Genomic DNA, 20,532 nt, shown 5'->3' with positions numbered 1-20,532 from the left:
ACTAACATGTTCCCGCGACCGCGGTGGGTCGCGGGAAGGCGGAGGCCCGGGTCGTGGGACGCATGGTGGGGATCAAGGACGTCGCGCGGCAGGCGGGAGTGTCGGTCGGTACCGTCTCGAATGTGATCAACCGGCCCGAGATGGTCGCCGAGGCCACGCGCGACCGGGTGCAGGCCGTGATCGAGCGCCTGGGCTACGTACGCCAGGAGTCGGCGCGTCAGCTGCGCGCCGGGCGCAGCCGCATCATCGCGCTGCTGGTGCTGGACATGGCGAACCCGTTCTTCGTGGACGTGGCGAGCGGTGCGGAGCGTGCGGCGCGGGAGGCGGGTCTTGGGGTGATGGTGTGCAACAGCGCGCAGAGCCCGGAGGAGGAGGCCGACTACCTCAGCCTCTTCGCCGAGCACCGGGTGCGCGGGGTGCTCGTCACCCCGGCCGATGTCACCGGGGCCAACCTGGAGAGCTTCCGGCGCCACGACATCCCGTTCGTCTTCGTGGACCGCGAGGTGCCCAGCGCGGACGGCTGCTCGGTGTCGGTCGACGACATCGAGGGCGGTGCGCTCGCCGGGCGCCATCTGATCGCCCAGGGGCACCGCTCCGCGGTCTACGTCAGCGGCCCGATGCTGCTCCCGCAGTGCCAGGACCGGCGCACCGGGCTGCGGGGCGCGTTCGCGGAGGAGGGGCTGCCGGAGGAGGCGATCGTGCATATCGAGGCCGAGCGGCTCGACGTGGCCTCGGGCCGCGACGCGGGCGCCCGGCTGCTGGGGATCTCCCCCCGGCCGACGGCGGTGTTCTGCGCCAATGACCTCCTGGCGCTGGGGGTGCTCCAGGCCCTCTTCGCGGCCGGGGTGTCGGTTCCGGGGGAGGTGGCGCTGGTGGGCTACGACGACATCGAGTTCGCGGCGGCGGCCGCGGTGCCGCTGACGTCGGTGCGCCAGCCGGCGTTCCGGATGGGGCGTACGGCGGCCGAGCTGCTGATCGAGGAGACCGGCGATGAGGCCGCCGCCCACCAGCACCGGCGGATCGTGCTGCAGCCGGAACTGGTGGTGCGGGACTCGACGTTCGCGTCCAGACCGGGCGCCTGACCTGGGGTTCGCTGATCTCGGCGGCCCCGGTGAAGGCGTCGGCCCCGGTGAAGGCGCCGGCCCGTTACGTTGACACGGTCAGGCCGGGGGTTTGACCGTGACGACGGGGACGGGGCTCTCCAGCAGCAGCCGCTGGCTCACACTGCCCAGCAGCGCCTTGCCCACCGGCGAGCGTCGGCGGAGGCCGATGACCAGCCGGTCGACGTCGGGCCGGGCCTCGATCTCGTCCAGAACGGCGTCGACCGGGTCGCGGTCACCGGGACCGCTGCGCTCGACGATCGTGATCTTCAGGTCCTCGGGCACCCCGGAACGGTCCAGCGCCGACAGACGCAGATTGACCAGTACCAGATCGGTGCCCAGCAGCCGGGCCTCGGCGATTCCCGCGGCCAGCGCGTGGTCTCCCTCGCGGCCCTCGGCGATGGCGGTCATGACGGTCATGGTGTGGGAGCCCTTCTGCCGGAGTGGATCGGGTCAGGAATAGCGGGCACGGAAGTCGTCCTCCAGCTCTTCCAGTGAGCGGTCCTTGGTCTCGGGGACGCAGGTCGCGATGAAGACGATGGCCAGCACACCGAAGGCCGCGAAGGCGAAGAAGGTGTTCGAGATGCCCATGGCCTCCACGACGGGCGGGAAGCCGAGGGCGACCAGGGCGTTCGCCATCCACAGCACGAAGATGCTGATACCGATGGCCATGCTGCGGATCTTCAGGGGGAACATCTCGGAGAGGATGAGCCAGACCAGCGGACCGATGGTGGCCTGCATGGAGAAGACGAAGAGCACGACGAACACGAGAATGAACCACGCCTTGGCGCCGCCCTCGGGCATCAGCAGCGCGGAGAGACCGACGAGCAGATGGAACGTCGTGGTCAGGGCGAACCCACCGAGCAGCATGGTGCGTCGGCTGAGCTTGTTGATGACCAGCAGGCCCATCGTGATGCCGATGACGCTGAAGGCGCCGTTGAGGGTGTTCGCGATGATGGCGGAGTCGCCCGAGAACCCGGCGTCGCCGAGCAGCTGCGTACCGTAGTACATGACGGAGTTGATGCCGGTGAACTGCTGGCAGAATCCGAGACCCGCCCCGATCAGGATGAGCACACGCACCCATCGCACCCCGAGATCCACCCTGCCCGCGGTCCTGGCGACCCGCTCCTCCTCGGCGAGGCGATGGACCTCGGCCATCTCGGCCTGGGCCCGCTCGGCGGTGCGGACCTGGGACAGCACCGCGAGTGCCTCTTCGTCACGGCCCTGGGAGACCAGCCAGCGCGGGCTCTCCGGCAGCCGCAGCATGCCGATGAACAGCCCGATCGCCGGAAGGACGGCGACAAGGAGCATGAGCCGCCAGATTCCGTCGACCTCTCCCCATATGTTGAAGATGATCGCGTTGATGACGAACGCGGCGAACTGGCCGGTCACGATCATCACCTCGTTGCGGGTGACGATGGAGCCGCGGCGTTCGGACGGGGCGATCTCGGCCAGGTAGACCGGAACCGTCGCCGAGGCCCCGCCCACGGCCAGGCCGAGGATGAAGCGGAAGAGGGCGAGCACCTGCCAGCTCGGTGACAGGACGCAGCCCAGGGTGCCGACCATGAACACCACGGCCAGCAGCAGGATGTTGTGGCGGCGGCCGTGCCGGTCGGACAGCGCTCCGCCGATCATGGCGCCGAAGGCGGCACCGAAGATGAGGATGCTGACGACGATTCCCTCGGTGAGGGCGGTCAGACCGAGGTCGGCGGTGAGGGGATCGAGGGCACCGTTGATGACGCCGGTGTCGTAGCCGAACAGCAGCCCGCCGAAGGTCACGATGACGGCGACCAGGCCGAGCCGTCGTGAATGGGGGCCTTTGGTGTCCGGCGGTAGTTCGGGTTCTTGGGGTGCGATGCCCGAGTGCTCGGGGCCGAGTCGGGTGTTCATCGTCGTTGGCTCCTCGTGGAGGCAGCGGAAGGTGTGGTGGCGCCCCGACACGTGCGGTTGTTTCCCGATGTCGGGTGAGTGGCCGCCCAGCCAGCCACGATCGTGCGGCTGCGGAGAGACTTTGTCTTTTTGTCAGTACAACTAGTACGTACAAGTGCCACGTACTATGAGGGCGGCGTGTGATGCATGTCAAGACATGAAGCGCGAGGAGGCAGGGATGGGGGATCCAGGGGGCGCCGGCCCCTCGGGCGGGCCGGGAACCTCGGCGGGGCGCCTCAAGCGGCCGACCATGTCCGACGTCGCCGCGCGCGTCGGCGTCTCGCAGGCCCTGGTGTCACTGGTGTTCCGCAACCAGCCGGGTGCGAGCGCCGAGACACGTCGGCGGGTGTTCCGGGCGGCCGAGGAACTGGGCTACCGCCCCGACACCGCCGCCCAGCTTCTGCGCCGCGCGCGGAGCCGCCAGTTGGGCGTGTTGTTCACGATGCGCCAGCCGCATGACGTGGGCATCGTCGAGGCCCTGTACCCCGCCGCCCGGAAGCACGGCTACACCCTCGTGCTCAACGCCATGGTCGACACCCGCGACGAGCGTCAGGCGATGGACGAACTGCTCGGACTGCGTTGTGAAGCCATCATCACCATCGGCACGACGTTCGAGCGGCACCCCCTGGCCACGGACGTCGGCCGGCCCTCCATCGTGGAGATCAACCCGCTGACGCGAGCCGCCGGTACGGACGTCGTCCGGACCGCCGAGCGAAACGGGATGCGCCAAGCCGTCGACCACCTCGTCGTACAAGGGCACCGTGCCATCGCGCACATCGACGGCGGCGGCATGCCCGCCGCCGAGGAGAGACGACGCGGATACCGCGCCGCCATGCGTCGCCACGGGCTCGCCGATCACATCCAGGTCCACCCCGGCGACTACACCGAGGAATCCGGGGCCCGGGTGGCCCGGGACCTGCTCGCGCGGCCCGAGTTGCCCACGGCCGTCATCGCCGGGAACGACCGCTGTGCGCACGGTCTGCTCGGCACGTTGCTGCGCGCGGGCGTCAGCGTCCCCGATGACGTGTCCGTCGTCGGCTACGACGACAGCCAACTCGCCCGGCTGTCCTTCATCGACCTCACTTCCGTACGCCAGGATGCCGCCGAGGCGGCCGAAGCCGCCGTCCGGGCAGCCGCCGAACGACTCGACGAGGGGCGCACCGCCGACCGGGACATCGTCCTGGACCCCACTCTCGTGGTCCGGGGCAGCACCGGCCCGCCCCGCACCCCGTCACCGCCCGACGGCGGTCTTCTCCGGTGACAACGGGACTCCCGGCACCGGGTGCCGGTCGGCGTCCAGCAAGTCCTGGATCTCGTGTACGGCGGCCCGGCCCGCCCGGTTGGCGCCGACCGTGCTGGCCGACGGCCCGTAGCCGACCAGATGCACCCGCGGATCACGGACCGCCCGGGTCCCCTCGACGGCGATCCCGCCACCCCGCTCACGCAGCCGCAGCGGGGCGAGATGGTCGACCGCGGCGCGGAAACCGGTGGCCCAGAGGATCGTGTCCGCCTCGACATGGCGCCCGTCCGCCCAGGCCACCCCGTCCGGGGTGATCCGCTCGAACATCGGCAGCCGGTCGAGGATGCCCTTCTCCCGGGCGCGCAGCATCGGCTCCGTCAGGGGCAGCCCGGTCACGGACACCACGCTCTGCGGTGGCAGTCCCCGCCGCACCCGCTCCTCGACCAGCGCCACCGCCGCCCGCCCCCGCACCTCGCCGAACGGCCCCTCGCGGAACACCGGCGGGCGCCGGGTCACCCAGGTGGTCTCGGCCGCCACCTCCGCGATCTCCAGCAGGTGCTGCACCCCGGACGCACCGCCCCCGACGACGATCACCCGCCGCCCGGCGAACGCCTCGGGCCCCGGGTACTGCGCGGTGTGCAGCTGCCGCCCCCGGAAGGTCTCCTGCCCGGGGTAGCGCGGCCAGAACGGCCGGTCCCACGTCCCGGTCGCGTTGATCAGCGCCCGCCCGGCCCAGGTCCCGGCCGAGGTCTCGACCAGCAGCCGGCCGTCGTCCCCGTCCCGTACGGCGTCGACGTGCACCGGCCGGACGACCCGCAGATCGAAGGCGCGCTCGTAACGTGTGAAGTACGCCGGGATCACCTCGGACGAGGGCCGCTCGGGATCCGCGTCGTCGCTGGTCAGCCGCATACCGGGCAGGTCGTACATCCCATGCACCTTGCCGTACGTCAGCGACGGCCACCGGAACTGCCATGCCCCGCCGGGCGCGGGGGCGTGGTCGAGCACCACGAAGTCCGTCCCGGGCTCGTACCCGGCCCGCCTCAGGTGATAGGCCCCGGACAACCCCGCCTGCCCGGCACCGATGACCACGACGTCCACGCTGTTGTTCATGCTTCTACTAACTCTGCTCGACTGCGGTCTCTTCCCGGTCCTCCAGCCGCGGTGCGCAGGGTCTGACGGCGCTGGGGACTGGCGACCAGGCGCGGGCATCGTCTCGCGCCTTCGGCGCATGTGAGCAGCGGCGGCGGGGGGCGGGGGCGCGGCGCCGTCGCCGTCCGCCGGGCCGGTGGGGCAGCCCCTCCCGGGTACCCCCTCAGAAAACGCTTGATCTGACGCAACTAATCTGTCAAACGCTTTCCAGGGGTACCCCCGCCGCAGTCCGGACCGGTCCTCAACATGGGCCGACGGGGCTCAAAGGCGCCGAAGGCGCGAACGGCGCCGCGCTGACGCACGAAAACCGTTCGCGGAACGCACCCGCCCCCAACTACCGTGCCCAGCCGTGGACATTGACGACCCCAAGGACGTGGTCAGGCGCGGATACGACGCGCTCTCCCGCCACTACGAGCAGTCCTACGCCACCGAGACCAAGTACCGGCCCTGGCTCGACACCCTCCAGCAGCGCATCCCGCCCGCCGCCACCGTGCTGGACCTGGGATGCGGCTGCGGCATTCCGGTCGCCCGCGCGCTCAGCGCCGCAGGACACCGGGTGACCGGTGTCGACATCAGCGGGGAGCAGATCCGCCGGGCGCGGGAGCTCGTGCCGGAGGCCGAGTTCCGCCAGGCCGACGCCACGGACGTGGGGTTCCCGGGCGCCTACCTCGACGCCGTGGTCTCCCTCTACGCCCTGATCCACCTCCCCCTGGACGAACAACCTCCCCTCCTCGCCAGGATCGCCACCTGGCTCCGCCCGGGCGGCTGGTTCCTGGCCACCACCGGACACAGCGCCTGGACCGGCACCGATGACAACTGGCTCGGCGGTGGCGCCACGATGTGGTGGAGCCACGCCGACGCCGCCACCTACCGGGACTGGCTCACCCGGGCCGGGCTGACCGTCGAGGGAGAGGAGTTCGTCCCCGAGGGCGACGGCGGCCACGCCCTGTTCTGGGCGCGGCGGCCGTGACGTGTATCGGGCTCCCGCCTCAGTCGACGGGGCCGTCCCCACCGGACTTCTGCCAGGCGCAACTGCCCAGCGTGGCCCGGCCCTTCTCGACCAGCGGGTCGGCGATCCGGGCAGGTGGCATCGTGCTGTGGCCCCGGTAGCAGATGACCGTGCGGTCCGTGTGTCCGGCGAGGTCGACGAGGATCTGGTCCCAGTGCCGGTACTGCACATCGTGCCCCGTGTCGGCGTAGCTGCGCACGGTCGGGTCGCCGGGCAGGTGCTGCTTCCAGGTGTCGATCGTGCTGGGCGGCACGGTCGTGTCCTTCTTCCCGCTGTAGATGGTGACGGGGGCCGTCAGCTTTGACAGATCGGGGCCGGGCCGCTGGCAGTAGAGCTTCTGCTCATGCACCTGAGGTGCGGGGTCGGCCTTCTGACCGCGCTGGTTGTAGGTGCGGGCGCCGTCCTCGAAGGCGGTGTCGGCGAAGCCGGGGATGCGCTTGGTCGGGCTGTCGTCCGGGAGCGCCCACCAGACCCGGGGGTCGGCGATCTGCTTCTCCAGGGACTTGCCCAACTCCTCGTCGGACATCGAGCAGTAGGGACGCTTGGCGCCGTACGGCGGCAGGGCGGCGGCCAGGTGCAGTGACTGCACCCGGTCCGGGGCCAGCGACGCCAGCTCGGCGGCGTACGGACCGCCGCCCGAGATCGCGATCACACTGACCTTGCGCACTCCGATACGGTCCAGCACCTGGAGCGCGTCCTTCGCGAAGTCCGCCTTCCCCAGGCTCTTGTCGAACTCGGTGTCGCCGAAGCCGTTGCGCTCGACCGATATCAGCCGCAGCCCGAGGGACTCCCGGGTGCTGCGCAGGAAGTCCGTCATATGGGCCACTCGCGCGCTGGTGCCGGTGCCGCCCATGTAGAGCACCGGCTTGCCGTCCCGGGGGCCGTCGTCGATGTAGTGGGCGGTGCGCCCCGAGTCGAGTTTCAGCGCCCGGACCTCGGGGCCGAGCGAGTCGAAGTCGTCCTGGATGTGGACGCGGTGGACATCGGTGGCGCGTGGCTCGCGTGGCGCGGTGGCCGTGGCGGTGGAGCTCACGGCTCCGGAGCCGGTGAGCAGGACGGTGGCGACGGCGGTGGCGGCGATCCCGGTGACGAGCGCTCTGGGCACGTGTTCTCCTGGCCGTAGGGGGAGGGCGGCGTTGATCGGATGGAACAAGCGCCACCTACCCCCTCTGATCGGGAAGACACTACGGGGTACCCGCCGCGTGGCAGGGGCCCCGCCCCTGGCCCCCGGGGGTCTGGGGCGGAGCCCCAGATGTGGGAAGGGGCGGGGAGGGGAAAGCAGCCCGCCGCAGGCGCCAAGACCCGCCGGACACCCCCTAGGCGGGGGAGGTCATGAAGTCCCCCGGCCGTAGGGCTCGTTTGACGATGCGCGTGTCGCCGATCCAGCCGTAGAAGCCCTGGCCGAACTTCTCCTCGAACTGGGTGCCACCGATCACGAAGGGCTTGCCGAGGGTCGCGATCCCCGTCGACGGCTGGCTCGGATTGCGGGCGATCTTCGAGCCGTCGACGTACACCACGGTGTGGTGGCCGTCGTTGACGACCGCCACATGGGTCCACCGGCCCACCGGCAGCGCGTGGCTCCAGGAGGTGGGATCGGCGTCCTGCACCTGCGGGTAGACCACGAACTGGAGGAAGCGTTCGGGGGTCACATTGAGGCTGCACGTCGGCTCGTCGGGCGACCAGCCGGTGGTCTTGCCCGCGTCGCCGTTGCGGCCCTCCCAGCTGAGGATGCCCATCCAGGCGTGGTCGCCCTCGAAGGGGTCCGGGAGCTTGAGATACGTCTCGATGGTGTAGCCACTCGTGAACTTCTCGGAGTTCAGCGGCGCCGTGGCGGAGGTGGTCAGGACCGCGCCGCGGTCGGGCGCCTTGCCGCCGTCGAAGCGCAGGCTGGCATGGGCCGGCTGGTCGCCGTGGTGTTCGCCGGACCACGTCAGGATCTCGGGCTTGCTGTCGTGCAGCCGGGTCACCCGGAGGTCGTTGCCGTGGCCGGACAGATCGCGGATCACCGTGTCCGTACCGACGGGTGTGTCCGCGCCCGGCGCGCGGGGAGCGGTTCCCGAGGCGTCGAAGCGCCAGTACGCGAGGGTGCCGCGCGGCATCACCGCGGACGCCGGGCGCGGCTTGCGCGGCACGACCGGCGCGAAGCCGGAGAAGCGCCGCTCGAAGTCGACGCTCAGGCTGAACCGGTCGGCGGGCCCGGTCAGCTCGATGGTCTCGGCCTCCAGGGGGGTGCGCTTCTCCGGATCGCGGCTGAGGAACCAGGGTGAGAAGGTCTCCACGTCGATCACGTCGCGGACGAGGTCGAAGGCGTAGCGGCGGATCATCCCGGCGCCGCCGTAGTACCGGTCCTGGTAGTTGGTGATGTGGACGTGGACGTCGTGACCCGCGTCGTTGGTCAGGACGGTGCGCCCCGGGGGCCAGTAGTGTCCGCCCAGCGCGAGGAAGATCTGGTCGTTGCCGCGGATGAGGCCGTCCCACAGCCGGCGGCCGTTGTCCGAGAGCTGTGCGGCGCCGTCGTCGTCGGCCCAGGCCAGGTCGTGGGTGGTGAGGATCGCGGGCAGGGCGGGGTGCGCGTCGAGCACCTTCTGCGCCCATGCGAGACCGGAGGCGGAGACCCGCCAGTCGAGCGCGAGGACCAGCCACTCCCGGCCGCCCGCGCGCAGCACGTGGTAGCTGTTGTAGCCGTCGGCCGAGGCGCCGCCGAAGGTGGGCATGGAGGAGAACCGCCGCGGGCCGAAGGCGTCGAGATAGGCGCTGTCGCCGCGCTGGTCGTCGGTCCCGGAGTCGATGTCGTGGTTGCCGGCGAGCACGCTGTAGGGGACCTTGCCGTGGATGGTCCCGAACGTCGTCGCGGCCAGCGAGATCTCCTCCCGCGAACCGTGCTCCGTGACATCGCCCAGGTGCGCCATGAAGGCGATGTTGGCGTCCTCGCGCTGGGACACCAGATACCGGAAGGTCGCCCGGAGCGGTTCCGGGTCGGAGCTGTCGGCGTCGAAGAGGTACTGCGTGTCCGGCAGGATCGCGAGGCTGAACCGCGGTGACGCGGAGTCGTACCGGTGGCCGTCCGCCTTCGGGGTGGCGGCGTGACCGGGTGTCGTCCCGGACGCGACGGCCACCGTGCCCGCGGCCGGTATCACGGCGGTGGCCCGCAAGAGTGTCCGTCTGCCCAGGTGGTTGCGCTCCGCCGCGTCCATTCGCTCTCCCGCGCGTCATGTGAGGAATCGGTGACCCCGGCCCGCACTGTGGTCAAGACCTGTGACCACGCGGGGGCGGCCAGATGAACGGCATCTGATCCGTTGAGGGCGGAACAGGCGGAACAGGCGGAACAGGCGGAACAGGCGGAACGAGCGGAACGGGCGGACGGCGGAGCGGTCGGGATCCGGCCATCGCGCGGGAGTATCCAGCCACCTTCCCGAATGCCACCCTGTGCGCCATCGAGGGAGGGCCGGACATGTCGTCGACGCCGACCGTCCCGCCGCCTGCCGCGACGCGGTCACCGCCTTCCTCGCCGCCCCGGTCACCGGTTCCCGTTAAGAGCTTGCCGCGCTAATAATATTAGTGGCGGCTATTTTCGGACGGTCCCGCGGGGGATCCAGCGGTTCTATCCGCGAAATTCAGCCGAACTTACTTCCGGAGGCAACCTCCGCGAGATCGTGAGCATGCCAATTGCCCGGGGGTGTGTACGTCTCACAGGGGGCGCCGCATGATGATGGGGCGGCGGTGGCATGGGGCGTTGATCCCGCCCCACATGGTGGGCTTTGTCGTCGCTTTAACCCCGCTATATTCCGACTTTATTCACCCGTGGTGCATACCATTTCTAGGGAATTCCAGGTTTTCCGACCTGGCATGCTGGTATCGAAAGCCGCCCGAAGAAAGGTTGAATATGCAGCGTTCCTACACCGCTGAGATAGCCGCACCGGGTCGCAAGGTGCCGGTGCGGGCGTGCGATTTCGAGTCGAGCCCGGTGTTCCTGTTCCCCTCGGTCGGCGAATATCCGGTGTACGACGAGGTCGCATACGAGGTGATGATCAAGGACGAGCGTCGGATGGGCGCCTACGCCGAGGCGGTCCGGCGCTATGCCCCCGGCCGGACGGTGCTCGACATCGGCACGGGGCAGGACGCGGTGTGGGCGCTGGCCGCCGCCCGCGCCGGAGCGCGGCATGTGTGGGCGGTGGAGGTCATCCCCAAGTCCGCGCGGATCGCCCGGGCGAACATCGAGCGGGCCGGTTTCGCCGACCGGATCACGGTGGTCGAGGGGCTGTCCACCGACATCGAGCTGCCCGAGCCCGTCGAGGTGTGCGTCTCGGAGATCATCGGCACGCTCGGCGGTTCCGAGGGCGCGGGCTCGGTGTTAAGGGACGCGCGGAAGCGGCTGGTGAAGCCCGACGGGGTGTTCATCCCGCATCGCAGTGCCACCACGGCCGTCGCCCTGGACTTGGACGGTGCGTCGCCCGGTCAACCGCTCGGCTTTCCGGCCATTGTCTTCCGCTATGTGGAGGAGGTGTTCGCCGCGGTGGGCCGCCCCTTCGATCTGCGGGTGGTGCTGGAGGGGGTGCAGGACAATCCGAAGGTGCGGGAACGGTCGTATCTGTCGAGCTCGGTCGAGGTGGAGCCGCTGGAGTTCAACGGCGACCTGGACCCGGAGGGCGTCGACGGCGCCGAGCTGACGTTCACCGGGAAGGGCAAATTCTCCGGACTCGCGCTCGGCGTGCGCCTGTGGGTGGCCGAGGACGACGAGCCCATCGATTCGCTGGTGCAGTCGAGCAATTGGACCCCGGTCTACGCGCCGCTGTCGGGGGAGGGCCTGCCGGTGCGGCCGGGCGACCGGTTCGAGTTCGACTTCACCGCGACGCTGAGTGACGACGGAGTACACCCCGACTACGCGCTCACCGGCGAGCTGCACCGGGCCGACGGCCCGGCGGTGCCACTGAGCTGGAGCTCGACACACCACGGGGACGGCTTCCGCACGACGCCCTTCTACCGCTCGCTGTTCCCCGGGCCCTGAGGGCACTGATACCACGCCATCGTCAGCCGTCCGCCACCTCGGCGGACTCAACGGCTTCCCGTACGAGGCGGGCGAACTCCTCCGGCCGCTGTTCGGGGAACGGCACACCGGCCCCGGACACGATGTGCCCCTTCGCCGACAGGGCCCGCACCATCGGCTCGAAGCTGGGCATCGACGGGTCGTCGTCCTGTCCGCAGATGATCGTGGCCGGGGCGGTGATCCGTGGCAGCCGCTCGTCCATCGCGAACAGCCGGATGGCGATATGCCCGTCCTCCACCCGGTCCAGCACCCGCAGGGCGTCGGCCATGAAGCGGTTGAGCGCGGCCTCCTGCCCCGGCTCGTAGAAGTGTCTGCGCCGGTTCCACAGTTCGGTGAGGTGGGAGCCGTCCGGCTTCGGCTGCACCCAGTCGACCGGGCGCTTCCACGCCGCCCGGGCGCGCTTCTCCGGGGTGATGAACGGCGTCGCGGAGAGCGTCAGGCTGCGCACCCGGGAGCCCAGGCGGGCCGCCACCTCCACCGCGATCACTCCGCCGGTGTGGTGTCCGACCAGGTGGAACGCATCGAGCCCGAGCCCGTCCACCAGGTCCTCGACCCCGTCGGCGAACATCTCGACGCTCTGGTCGTCCGCGGGTTTCGCCGACGCCCCGTAGCCGACGGTGTCCATCGCGATCGCCCGGTGTGTGGCGCCGAGCAGCGGAAGCACATCGCGGTACTCGGCCCAGGACCGCGGGGTCTGGTGGAGCAGCAGCACCGGCTCGCCCTCACCGCACTCGACGTAGTGCAGTTGGCCGAACCGGCTGGGGGCATAGTGGGCGGTCAGCATACGCACTCTCCTGACGTCGCGGGGCGGTGGGCCCGCACTTCTGGTCGTACTTTGTACGGAACTCCTCGGATGCCGTCAAGAGGCGTTCGGCCCGGACGGGCCCCTCGCTCGGGGTGTTCCGTCAGGCGGTACGGGTCGCTGGACGGACACGGGTGCGCGAGGTCAGTGTCGCCTCGTCCGGCACGTCGCCATGCGCCCCGTTCCGTGTGACGGAACGAAAGTTGGCTCGTGGTGGGCGGCGCGTCTATACCGGAGGCCACATCGGGAGCGCCGGGCCCCGGCCCCATGTTCTTCTCCAGGAGGTAGCCCGTGCCGAATGTCCCCGACCACGTCCCGACGGACTCCCTCCCCGGGCCCGTGGTCAAGGCCGCCGACGCACTCGCGGGCGCCACCCGCGACGGGATCGCCTGCGCGCCGGTGCGCACGCTCCTGGACGACGGCGACATCGAGGCCGCCTACGCGGTACAGCGGCTCAACCTGCGACGCGAACAGGCCGCGGGCCGCCGGATCGTCGGCCGGAAGATCGGCTTGACGTCCCCGGCCGTACAGCGCCAACTCGGCGTGGACCAGCCGGACTTCGGCGCGCTGTTCGCCGACACGGCGGTGCCGGAGGGTGGCGAGGTGCCCGCCGGGCGGCTGCTCCAGCCCAAGGTGGAGGCCGAGGTGGCGCTCGTGCTCGGCAGCGATCTGCCACACCGCCACTGCACCGTCGTGGACCTGCTGCGCGCCACCGAATTCGCGCTGCCCGCACTGGAGATCGTCGACAGCCGGGTGCGGGACTGGGACATCTCCATCGTGGACACCGTCGCCGACAACGCCTCCTGCGGGCTGTACGTCCTCGGCGCCTTCCCGGTGCCGCTGTCCGGGGTCAACCTGCGCTCCGTACAGATGACCATGACGCGCAACGGCGAGACGGTCTCCGAGGGGACCGGCGCCGACTGCCTCGGCGGCCCCCTCAACGCGGCCGTCTGGCTGGCCTCGGCCCTCGCCGAGCGGGGCGACCCGCTGCGCGCGGGCGACCTCGTCCTGACCGGGGCACTGGGGCCGATGGTCCCGGCCGCCCCGGGAGATGTGTTCCAAGCCCGTATCTCGAACCTGGGCGCCGTAGGAGTCGGGTTCGCCGCGGAAGGAGACCACCGGTGAGCAGCGAGACGACCACCCGCACCAAAGTGGCGATCATCGGGTCCGGCAACATCGGCACCGACCTCCTGATCAAGGTGCTGCGGCTCTCCGACACCCTGGAGATCACCGCGATGGCCGGGATCGATCCCACCTCCGACGGCCTGGCCCGCGCCCGCCGCCTGAAGGTGGCCACCACCCACGAGGGCGTGGACGGGCTGGTGGCGATGGACGAGTTCGCCGACGTGGGCATCGTCTTCGACGCCACCTCCGCCGGTGCCCACAAGCGCCACGAGGAGGTGCTGCGCCCCCTCGGCCGCACCCTCGTCGACCTCACCCCGGCCGCCATCGGCCCCTATGTGGTGCCCCCGGTCAACGGCGACGCCCACCTCGGAGCGCCCAACGTCAACATGGTCACCTGCGGTGGCCAGGCCACGATCCCGATCGTGGCCGCGGTCGGCGCGGTCGCCCCCGTCCACTACGGGGAGATCGTCGCCTCCATCTCCTCCCGCTCCGCGGGCCCCGGCACCCGCGCCAACATCGACGAGTTCACCGAGACCACCGCCGCCGCCATCGAGCGCGTCGGCGGCGCCGCCCGCGGCAAGGCCATCATCGTCCTCAACCCCGCCGAACCGCCGCTGATCATGCGTGACACCGTGCACTGCCTGGTCTCGGACTGCGCCACCGAGGAGGTCACCGCCTCCGTCGAGGAGATGGTCGGCCGCGTCCAGGCGTATGTGCCCGGCTACCGCCTCAAGCAGAAGGTGCAGTTCGACCAGGTGGGGCCGGACGACCCGGTGCGCTCCCTGCTGCCCGCCGAGGCCGCGCACACCGACGCGGCGAAGGTCTCGGTCTTCCTCGAGGTCGAGGGGGCCGCCCACTACCTCCCGGCCTACGCCGGAAACCTCGACATCATGACCTCGGCCGCGCTGCGCACCGCGGAGCGCCTGGCCGCACACCGCTCCGGCGAGGAGGCCGCACGATGACCACGACCGACGCCGGTGCGACCGCCGGCACCCCGCCCGTCCCGCCCGCCCTGTACGTCCAGGACGTGACCCTGCGGGACGGCATGCACGCCATCCGCCACCGCTACACCGTCGAGCAGGCCCGCACCATCGCCGCCGCCCTGGACGCCGCCGGGGTGGCAGCCATCGAGATCGCCCACGGCGACGGCCTGTCCGGCTCCAGCGTCACCTACGGAATCGGCGCCCACACCGACTGGGACTGGATCGAAGCCGTCGTCGGGGCCACCGGCACGGCGATCCCCACCACCCTGCTGCTGCCGGGCATCGGCACGTTGCACGACCTCAAGCAGGCACACTCCCTCGGCATCCGCTCCGTGCGCATCGCCACCCACTGCACCGAGGCCGACATCTCCGCCCAGCACATCTCCGCCGCCCGCGAGATGGGCATGGACGTGGCCGGGTTCCTGATGATGTCGCACATGACGGAACCGGCCGAACTCGCCCGCCAGGCCCAGCTGATGGAGTCCTACGGCGCCCACTGCGTGTACGTCACCGACTCCGGCGGCCGGCTCACCATGGACGGCGTCCGCGACCGCTTCCACGCCTACCGCGATGTGCTCGACCCGGGCACCGAACTCGGCATCCACGCCCACCACAACCTCGCCCTCGGCGTCGCCAACACCGTGGTGGCCGTGGAGAACGGCGTCACCCGCGTCGACGCCTCGCTCGCGGGTCAGGGCGCGGGGGCGGGCAACTGCCCGCTGGAGGCGTTCATCGCCGTCGCCGACCTGATGGGCTGGAAGCACGGCTGCGACCTGTTCCCCCTCATGGACGCCGCCGACGACCTCGTCCGCCCCCTCCAGGACCGCGAGGTCCGCGTCGACCGGGAGACCCTCACCCTCGGCTACGCGGGGGTGTACTCCAGCTTCCTGCGCCACGCCGAGGCCGCCGCGGTCCGCCATGGCCTGGACACCCGCGCCATCCTCGTCGAGGTCGGCCGCCGGGGGATGGTCGGCGGCCAGGAGGACATGATCACGGACATCGCGCTCGACCTGGCCGCCCATCCGGACAACACCTCCGGCCCGGACAACACCTCCGGCCCGGACAACACCTCCTGATCGCCGCCCGATCGGCGGGACGCCTGTACGGTGTGGTGTACGACGGCGTCGGTGTCGCCGGTCCCCGGTGGTGTGCGAAGAGGAGAGTCCCAGTGGCGGGTCAGCGGTCGCGTGGCAAGACGCTCACCGCTGAGCGGATCATCGAGGTGGCCACCCGGATCTGCGACGAGGAGGACATCGACGTCCTGACGATCCGGCGGCTCGCCGCGGATCTCGGCGTGGGCGCGATGACGCTCTACAGCTACTTCCGCGGCAAGGAGGAGATCCTCGACGGGATCGCCGACTACGTCATGGGGAACTTCCGGCTGCCCACCGCCGAGGAGACCTCGCCCGAGGCCGTCGTAAGGGCCCTGGCGCTGGCCTTCCTCGAGATGATGCGGGAACACCCCAGCATCGTGCGGCTCTTCGCCACCCGGGTGAGCACCGGTCCGCGGTCCATGCGGGGAGCGTTCGAGGCGGTCATCGGGAGGCTGCGCGAGGCGGGTTTCGCGGACCGGGACGCGGTGCGCGTCTATGGGCTGATCGTGCAGTACAGCCTGGGTTTCGCCAGCTATCAGGCGCCCCGCCCGTGGGGGAAGGCCGACCATCCCGAGGCCGCGGAACTGCGGCGTCAGCGCAGGCACTTCTACGGGACCCTGCCGCGCGAGGACTTCCCCCACATGGTGGAGCTCGCCGAGGAGATGACCACGCTGCCCAGCGACGAGCAGTTCCTCTTCGGGCTCGACTGCCTCATCGACGGCGTACTGCGGCACACCGGCGACTGAGCCACGCCCCCGGCCTTCCCAGCCCCCGACCTTTCGGCGCGGGGCATGTCGGTGACCTTGACGCCGTACGGCGGACGGTACATAGTACGACCACTTGCGATCGCTGAGCCGACCTCGCTTCGGCCCTAGGCGTCCTGCGGTTTCTCAACCCCGCCGCATCTGTCAGGGGAGCGCCGCCGCCCCCTTCCCGAGCCCCGCCTGTCTCCACCCGAGCCCCGCCCGTCCCCACGGACCGTCCCTTAAGGACAAAGGAACCTCATGACAGCAACCGATGTTCATGGCCCCGGCCGGGATCAGAGCAGGCGGGCACTGGTCGCCGGCTGGATCGGCACCACCGTCGAGTACTACGACTTCTCCATCTATGGACTGGCCTCGTCCGTGGTGTTCGCCAAGCTCTTCTTCCCCACCTCGGACCCGGTGACGGGCACGCTGCTCTCGCTGTCGACCTTCGCCATCGGCTTCCTGGCCCGGCCGGTCGGCGCGGTGGTGTTCGGTCACTTCGGCGACCGCCTGGGCCGGAAGTCCACGCTGGTGGCCACGTTGGGGCTGATGGGCATCGCCACCTTCGCGGTGGGCCTGCTGCCCACCTACCGCCAGGTGGGGATCGCGGCGCCGATCCTGCTGATCGTCGCCAGGCTCGCCCAAGGGTTCTCCGTCGGTGGCGAATACGGCGGGGCGGTGCTGATGACCATCGAACACGCGGAGCGCGGGAAACGTGGCTTCCGGGGCTCGCTGATCAACACCGGGACCTCGGCCGGGCTGCTCCTGGCCAACCTCGTCTTCCTCGGGGTGCTCCAGCTTCCGGACGATCAGCTGCACTCATGGGGCTGGCGGATTCCGTTCCTGCTGAGCGCGGGGCTCGTCGGCGTGGGTCTGTTCGTGCGGCTCAGCCTGGACGAGAGCCCCGAATTCGAGGCGGTCAAGGCGCGGAACGCGGTGGACCGGCTGCCCGTGGTCGAGGTGTTCCGCGAATGCGGCGGGCGGGTCCTGCTGATGGCCGCCGGGATACTGAGCGCGGGGGTGGCCTTCACCCTGGCGACCGTCTACAGCCTGGAGTACGCCCGCACCGGGCTGCACCTGGACAAGGGCACCATGATCGCCGTGCTGCTGCCGGCCACCCTCGTCATCATGGTCTGCGTGCCGCTCGCCGGAAAGCTGGCCGACCGGTTCGGAAACCGCACTGTCTTCATCGCCGGGGCGGCCTCGCTGATGGTGCTGCCGTTCCCCTGGCTGGCGCTGCTGCAGACGCGGCAGTACGGGCTGATGCTGCTGGGCTTCACCCTGCTGTTCATCGGCTACTCCGCCAACTACGGCGTGGTCCCGGCGTACTTCTCGCAGGTCTTCCCGGCGCGGCTGAGGTTCACCGGCATGTCGATCGGCTTCACCGTCGGGCTGATCGCCGGGAACGCGTTCTCTCCCGACATCGCCACCTATCTGCTGCACACCACCGGCGGGTGGGTGGGCATCGCGGTGTACATGTCGGCGATGTCGGCCGTCTCGGTGGTGGCGGGCCTGTTCCTGCGGGAGGCGGACGACACCACCGAGCCGCCCCGCGATCCGGCTGGGCACGTGGCCGACAGCGATCCGGCGCAGCTGCGCTGACCGCCGTACGCCGTGCCGTACCAAGCACTCACACCAAGCCCTCAGGAGGAGACCGTGAACGAGCAGAGCGGGATACGCGTCGGCGTCCGCATACCGCCGTGCGACCGGGTGGACCGGCTGGCCGGGACCGCCCGGCGGGCGGAGGAGCTGGGCTTCGACCAGGTGTGGTTTCCCGACTCCCAGCTGCTGTGGCGGGATGTGTTCACGGCCCTGACCGCCGCCGCGCTGGGGACGGAACGGATCGGCCTGGGCAGTGCGGTCACCAACCTCGTCACCCGGCACCCGGCCGTCGTCGCCTCGGCCGCGCGCAGCGTCGCCGAACTGGCCCCCGGCCGGTTCACCCTCGGCCTCGGCGTGGGCAACAGCTCGGTGGGCCCCATCGGCATGCGCTCCAGCACCGGGGCCGAGTTGCGCACCGGGATCGCCACGCTGCGGGCGTTGCTCCAGGGACAGGAGTGTGACTTCAACGGCGTACGCTCCCGGCTCCGGGACCCGGCTCCGGAGGTACCCGTCCACGTGGCCGCCAGCGGTCCGCGCAATCTGCGGCTCGCCGGGGAAATCGCCGATGGTGTCATTCTGCTCAGCGGGGTCTCGCGGACGACGCTCGCCAGTGCCACCGCCCGGGTGCGGGAGGGCACCGAGGCCGCGGGGCGCACCACGGAGGCGATTCCGCTGACGGTCTCGGCGTTCTGCGCGGTGACCGACGACGTGGCGGCCGAAGCCCGGCTGCTCAAGCCGATCTGCGCGTCGATCGCCCAGAACGGCGGAGCGCCCTTCCTCGCCCTGGCCGGGATCGAACTGGACGTCCCGGCGCGGGTGGCGGGGGTCTATCCCGACCTCGTGCACGCCGAGGACTGGGACGCCGCCGTCGAGATCTGCTCGGCCTGGGTGAGCGACGAGGTGGCCCTGCGTTTCGCCCAGGAATTCTGCCTCTTCGGAACCGCCAAGGAGATCGCCGAACGGCTCACCGCGCTGCACGCCGACGGGGTGACCGATGTGTTCCTCCAGCACGTCGGTTCCTACGACCCGCCCACCGAGCTGATCGAGAGCGTGGGCTCCGCGGTGCTGCCCGCCCTGCGGCCGGACGTCAGCCGGTGAGCGTACCGGACCCGGAACCGCCGTCGGCCGCGACGATCAGATTGAGCACGGTGATGTGCTGACCGCAGTTCGGGCACTCATGGCCGGTGCTGAGCGGGGGCACCGGCGCCACCGACCGGTGGTGTGTCCGGTCCGCGGTGTCCGCGGTGACCGTGTCGCGGCGGTGGGCCCGCCACCACCGGGTCTTGCATCTGGAGCCGCAGAACCTGCGCGTCGGGTTCCTGCTGGTCCAGGTGAACTCGGCGCCGCATTCGGCACACCGCCGTGCTGCGGTGTCCATGTAGCCTCCTCTGTCGGCTCGCGGTGAGACTGATTCCGCATGGATGCGCCCAGTAGATCGGTGCGTGGGTTTCGGCACCGTAACGCCCTCGGTCGTTCGCGCGTCAGGTGGTTCTCGGCCGGTGGGAACCGGGCGGGTGCGATGAAACCTCGCCGAAACCCCCCGCTGTGGAGGATGAGCCCGCCGAAGACGAGGGCAGGTGAGGTGTGCACGATGTCCATCCCCGCGAATGGGCGGACGACCACCCGGCGAACGGGATTGTCACTCCCTCCCGATCTGCCGCTGTCCGAGTGGCGCCACCTCGGCCAGCAGATCCACGTCATCGCCGACTCCTCCGCGTGGTGGCTGGGCGATTGGCTCATCTTCGGCCAGGAGCACTACCCCGACCGCTACCGCCAGGCGGTGAAGCAGACCTCGCTCGACTATCAGACGCTGCGCAACTACGCCTGGGTGGCACGCAAGTTCGAGCCGGGCAGGCGGCGGGGCAAGCTGAGCTTTCATCACCACGCGGAAGTGGCCGCCCTCCCCGAGGCCGAGCAGGAGGAGTTGCTGACCCGGGCCGAGGAGGGCGGCTGGACCCGCAATGCGTTACGCCGGCAGATACGGATGCGGCGTCAGTCGCCGGAAGCCGCACAGGAGCCGGGCGTTGTGCAGGTGAGCGTGGTCGCCGAGCGCAGAATCCGCTGGGAGCGCGCGGCGGAGACCGCCGGTCTCGGGCTTATGGATTGGATCATCCAGATGCTGGACGAGGCGGCCGACGACCCGGTCCCGCATATTCCCGGTCCGGCCGCCGGCCCGCCTGCTCTGGAGGCGTAAACAGCGCTCCGTAGAACCTCTAGCCAATGCTTTCTGTCCCGCCGGCGGGACGACGGCATGGATTCCAGAGCGGCATTCCCGCCATTCCCCGGATTTGGCGTTCCCGCATGCCCCGTGAAAGCATTTCACGCATGCTCCGGCGCTCCGGGAAGGAACGCGAAAGACCAGGTGAGTGGCTGAATGGAGCCGCATTCGCCTCATGTGACGCGTCTCGTCCCGCTGGTATCAGTAAGCACGTACAGAACGCCATCGCTTCCTGGTGATCGCCCTATCCGAAACCATGAGTTCTAGTTGAGTAACCCCGGCGCGCCGCGCGCGGATACGGGGTGTCAAACCGCCTGACCGCTGTTAGAGTCTGCGTCGAAAGATTGAACGGCCTTTCGCGATTTCGCGAAGTGGAGCAACGGGGGGTGGTCGATATTGATCGGCCACGATCGGCGATCTTCGAAGTGGTGCCCAAAGCATGTCTGCCACCCCCCGGATAGAAATTCTTTTCGAGGCGAGCTCGCCTTGGA

The 20,532-nt window shown here is 70.3% G+C and carries 18 protein-coding genes; 11 read left to right on the top strand and 7 right to left on the bottom strand.

What is annotated here, in order from left to right; translation table 11 throughout:
• The first annotated feature begins 62 nt into the window (after nt 1-62).
• A complete protein-coding gene (locus JK364_RS42530) occupies nt 63-1,082 on the top strand; it encodes a LacI family DNA-binding transcriptional regulator (protein ID WP_201856868.1) in 1,020 nt (339 codons plus the stop codon).
• A gap of 78 nt (nt 1,083-1,160) precedes the next feature.
• Here JK364_RS42530 and JK364_RS42525 read toward each other — a convergent pair whose 3' ends face one another.
• Nucleotides 1,161-1,511, bottom strand: coding sequence for a universal stress protein (locus tag JK364_RS42525; RefSeq protein WP_230993338.1), 351 nt, complete (start codon nt 1,509-1,511; stop codon nt 1,161-1,163).
• 42 nt (nt 1,512-1,553) lie between these two features.
• A complete protein-coding gene (locus tag JK364_RS42520; protein ID WP_201856798.1) occupies nt 1,554-2,990 on the bottom strand; it encodes a sugar porter family MFS transporter in 1,437 nt (478 codons plus the stop codon).
• Nucleotides 2,991-3,207: 217 nt separating this feature from the next.
• Between JK364_RS42520 and JK364_RS42515 the strand changes: the two genes are divergently transcribed.
• Nucleotides 3,208-4,290: a LacI family DNA-binding transcriptional regulator gene (locus JK364_RS42515; protein WP_307841555.1), complete on the top strand. Its 1,083-nt coding sequence runs from the start codon at nt 3,208-3,210 to the stop codon at nt 4,288-4,290.
• On the opposite strand, the gene JK364_RS42510 is transcribed toward JK364_RS42515, so the two are convergent.
• On the bottom strand, nt 4,261-5,379 hold the full coding sequence (locus JK364_RS42510) for an NAD(P)-binding domain-containing protein (RefSeq protein WP_201856797.1): 1,119 nt from the start codon (nt 5,377-5,379) through the stop codon (nt 4,261-4,263). The genes JK364_RS42515 and JK364_RS42510 overlap by 30 nt on opposite strands.
• 388 nt (nt 5,380-5,767) lie before the next feature.
• Between JK364_RS42510 and JK364_RS42505 the strand changes: the two genes are divergently transcribed.
• Nucleotides 5,768-6,388 (top strand): class I SAM-dependent methyltransferase, encoded by a 621-nt coding sequence (locus tag JK364_RS42505; RefSeq protein ID WP_201856796.1) that lies wholly within the window; start codon nt 5,768-5,770, stop codon nt 6,386-6,388.
• A gap of 19 nt (nt 6,389-6,407) precedes the next feature.
• On the opposite strand, the gene JK364_RS42500 is transcribed toward JK364_RS42505, so the two are convergent.
• Both JK364_RS42500 and JK364_RS42495 read right to left on the bottom strand, forming a co-directional pair.
• Nucleotides 6,408-7,532 (bottom strand): alpha/beta fold hydrolase, encoded by a 1,125-nt coding sequence (locus JK364_RS42500; RefSeq protein ID WP_201856795.1) that lies wholly within the window; start codon nt 7,530-7,532, stop codon nt 6,408-6,410.
• Between the two features lie 211 nt (nt 7,533-7,743).
• Nucleotides 7,744-9,621 (bottom strand): LamG-like jellyroll fold domain-containing protein, encoded by a 1,878-nt coding sequence (locus JK364_RS42495; protein ID WP_201856794.1) that lies wholly within the window; start codon nt 9,619-9,621, stop codon nt 7,744-7,746.
• A gap of 689 nt (nt 9,622-10,310) precedes the next feature.
• Here JK364_RS42495 and JK364_RS42490 point away from each other — a divergent pair.
• Nucleotides 10,311-11,432: a 50S ribosomal protein L11 methyltransferase gene (locus JK364_RS42490; protein ID WP_201856793.1), complete on the top strand. Its 1,122-nt coding sequence runs from the start codon at nt 10,311-10,313 to the stop codon at nt 11,430-11,432.
• 22 nt (nt 11,433-11,454) lie between these two features.
• Here the strand turns inward: JK364_RS42490 and JK364_RS42485 are convergent, their stop codons facing one another.
• Nucleotides 11,455-12,255, bottom strand: a complete 801-nt coding sequence (locus tag JK364_RS42485) for an alpha/beta fold hydrolase (protein WP_201856792.1) — start codon at nt 12,253-12,255, stop codon at nt 11,455-11,457.
• Between the two features lie 309 nt (nt 12,256-12,564).
• Here JK364_RS42485 and mhpD point away from each other — a divergent pair, with 309 nt between their 5' ends.
• The 6 genes from mhpD to JK364_RS42455 all read left to right on the top strand — a co-directional run bounded on the left by mhpD (nt 12,565) and on the right by JK364_RS42455 (nt 18,921).
• Entirely contained in the window at nt 12,565-13,398 is an 834-nt protein-coding gene (gene mhpD / locus JK364_RS42480) for a 2-keto-4-pentenoate hydratase (RefSeq protein WP_201856791.1), read from the top strand.
• Nucleotides 13,395-14,360 carry an acetaldehyde dehydrogenase (acetylating) gene (locus JK364_RS42475; RefSeq protein ID WP_201856790.1) on the top strand — a complete coding sequence of 322 codons (966 nt, stop codon included), beginning with the start codon at nt 13,395-13,397 and terminating at the stop codon, nt 14,358-14,360. Before mhpD ends, JK364_RS42475 begins: the two co-directional genes overlap by 4 nt.
• Nucleotides 14,357-15,457, top strand: a complete 1,101-nt coding sequence (gene dmpG, locus JK364_RS42470; protein WP_201856789.1) for a 4-hydroxy-2-oxovalerate aldolase — start codon at nt 14,357-14,359, stop codon at nt 15,455-15,457. The genes JK364_RS42475 and dmpG overlap by 4 nt, the downstream gene beginning before the upstream one ends.
• A 92-nt stretch (nt 15,458-15,549) precedes the next feature.
• Nucleotides 15,550-16,221: a TetR/AcrR family transcriptional regulator gene (locus JK364_RS42465; RefSeq protein ID WP_307841553.1), complete on the top strand. Its 672-nt coding sequence runs from the start codon at nt 15,550-15,552 to the stop codon at nt 16,219-16,221.
• A 258-nt stretch (nt 16,222-16,479) separates the two neighbouring features.
• Nucleotides 16,480-17,823 carry an MFS transporter gene (locus tag JK364_RS42460; protein WP_201856787.1) on the top strand — a complete coding sequence of 448 codons (1,344 nt, stop codon included), beginning with the start codon at nt 16,480-16,482 and terminating at the stop codon, nt 17,821-17,823.
• 54 nt (nt 17,824-17,877) lie between these two features.
• Nucleotides 17,878-18,921, top strand: coding sequence for an LLM class flavin-dependent oxidoreductase (locus JK364_RS42455; protein ID WP_307841552.1), 1,044 nt, complete (start codon nt 17,878-17,880; stop codon nt 18,919-18,921).
• On the opposite strand, the gene yacG is transcribed toward JK364_RS42455, so the two are convergent.
• Complete coding sequence (gene yacG / locus JK364_RS42450; protein WP_201856786.1) at nt 18,911-19,201, bottom strand: DNA gyrase inhibitor YacG; 291 nt, start codon at nt 19,199-19,201, stop codon at nt 18,911-18,913. The two genes, JK364_RS42455 and yacG, sit on opposite strands and share 11 nt — an antisense overlap.
• A 213-nt stretch (nt 19,202-19,414) precedes the next feature.
• On the opposite strand from yacG, the gene JK364_RS42445 reads away from it, so the two are divergent.
• Nucleotides 19,415-20,017 (top strand): LmbU family transcriptional regulator, encoded by a 603-nt coding sequence (locus JK364_RS42445; RefSeq protein WP_230993337.1) that lies wholly within the window; start codon nt 19,415-19,417, stop codon nt 20,015-20,017.
• The last annotated feature ends 515 nt before the right edge of the window (nt 20,018-20,532 follow it).

The organism is Streptomyces endocoffeicus (assembly GCF_016741935.1).
Taxonomy (GTDB): domain Bacteria; phylum Actinomycetota; class Actinomycetes; order Streptomycetales; family Streptomycetaceae; genus Streptomyces; species Streptomyces endocoffeicus.
Note: the sequence above shows the minus strand (reverse complement) of the source record. Positions and strands in the feature narration are given on the sequence as shown.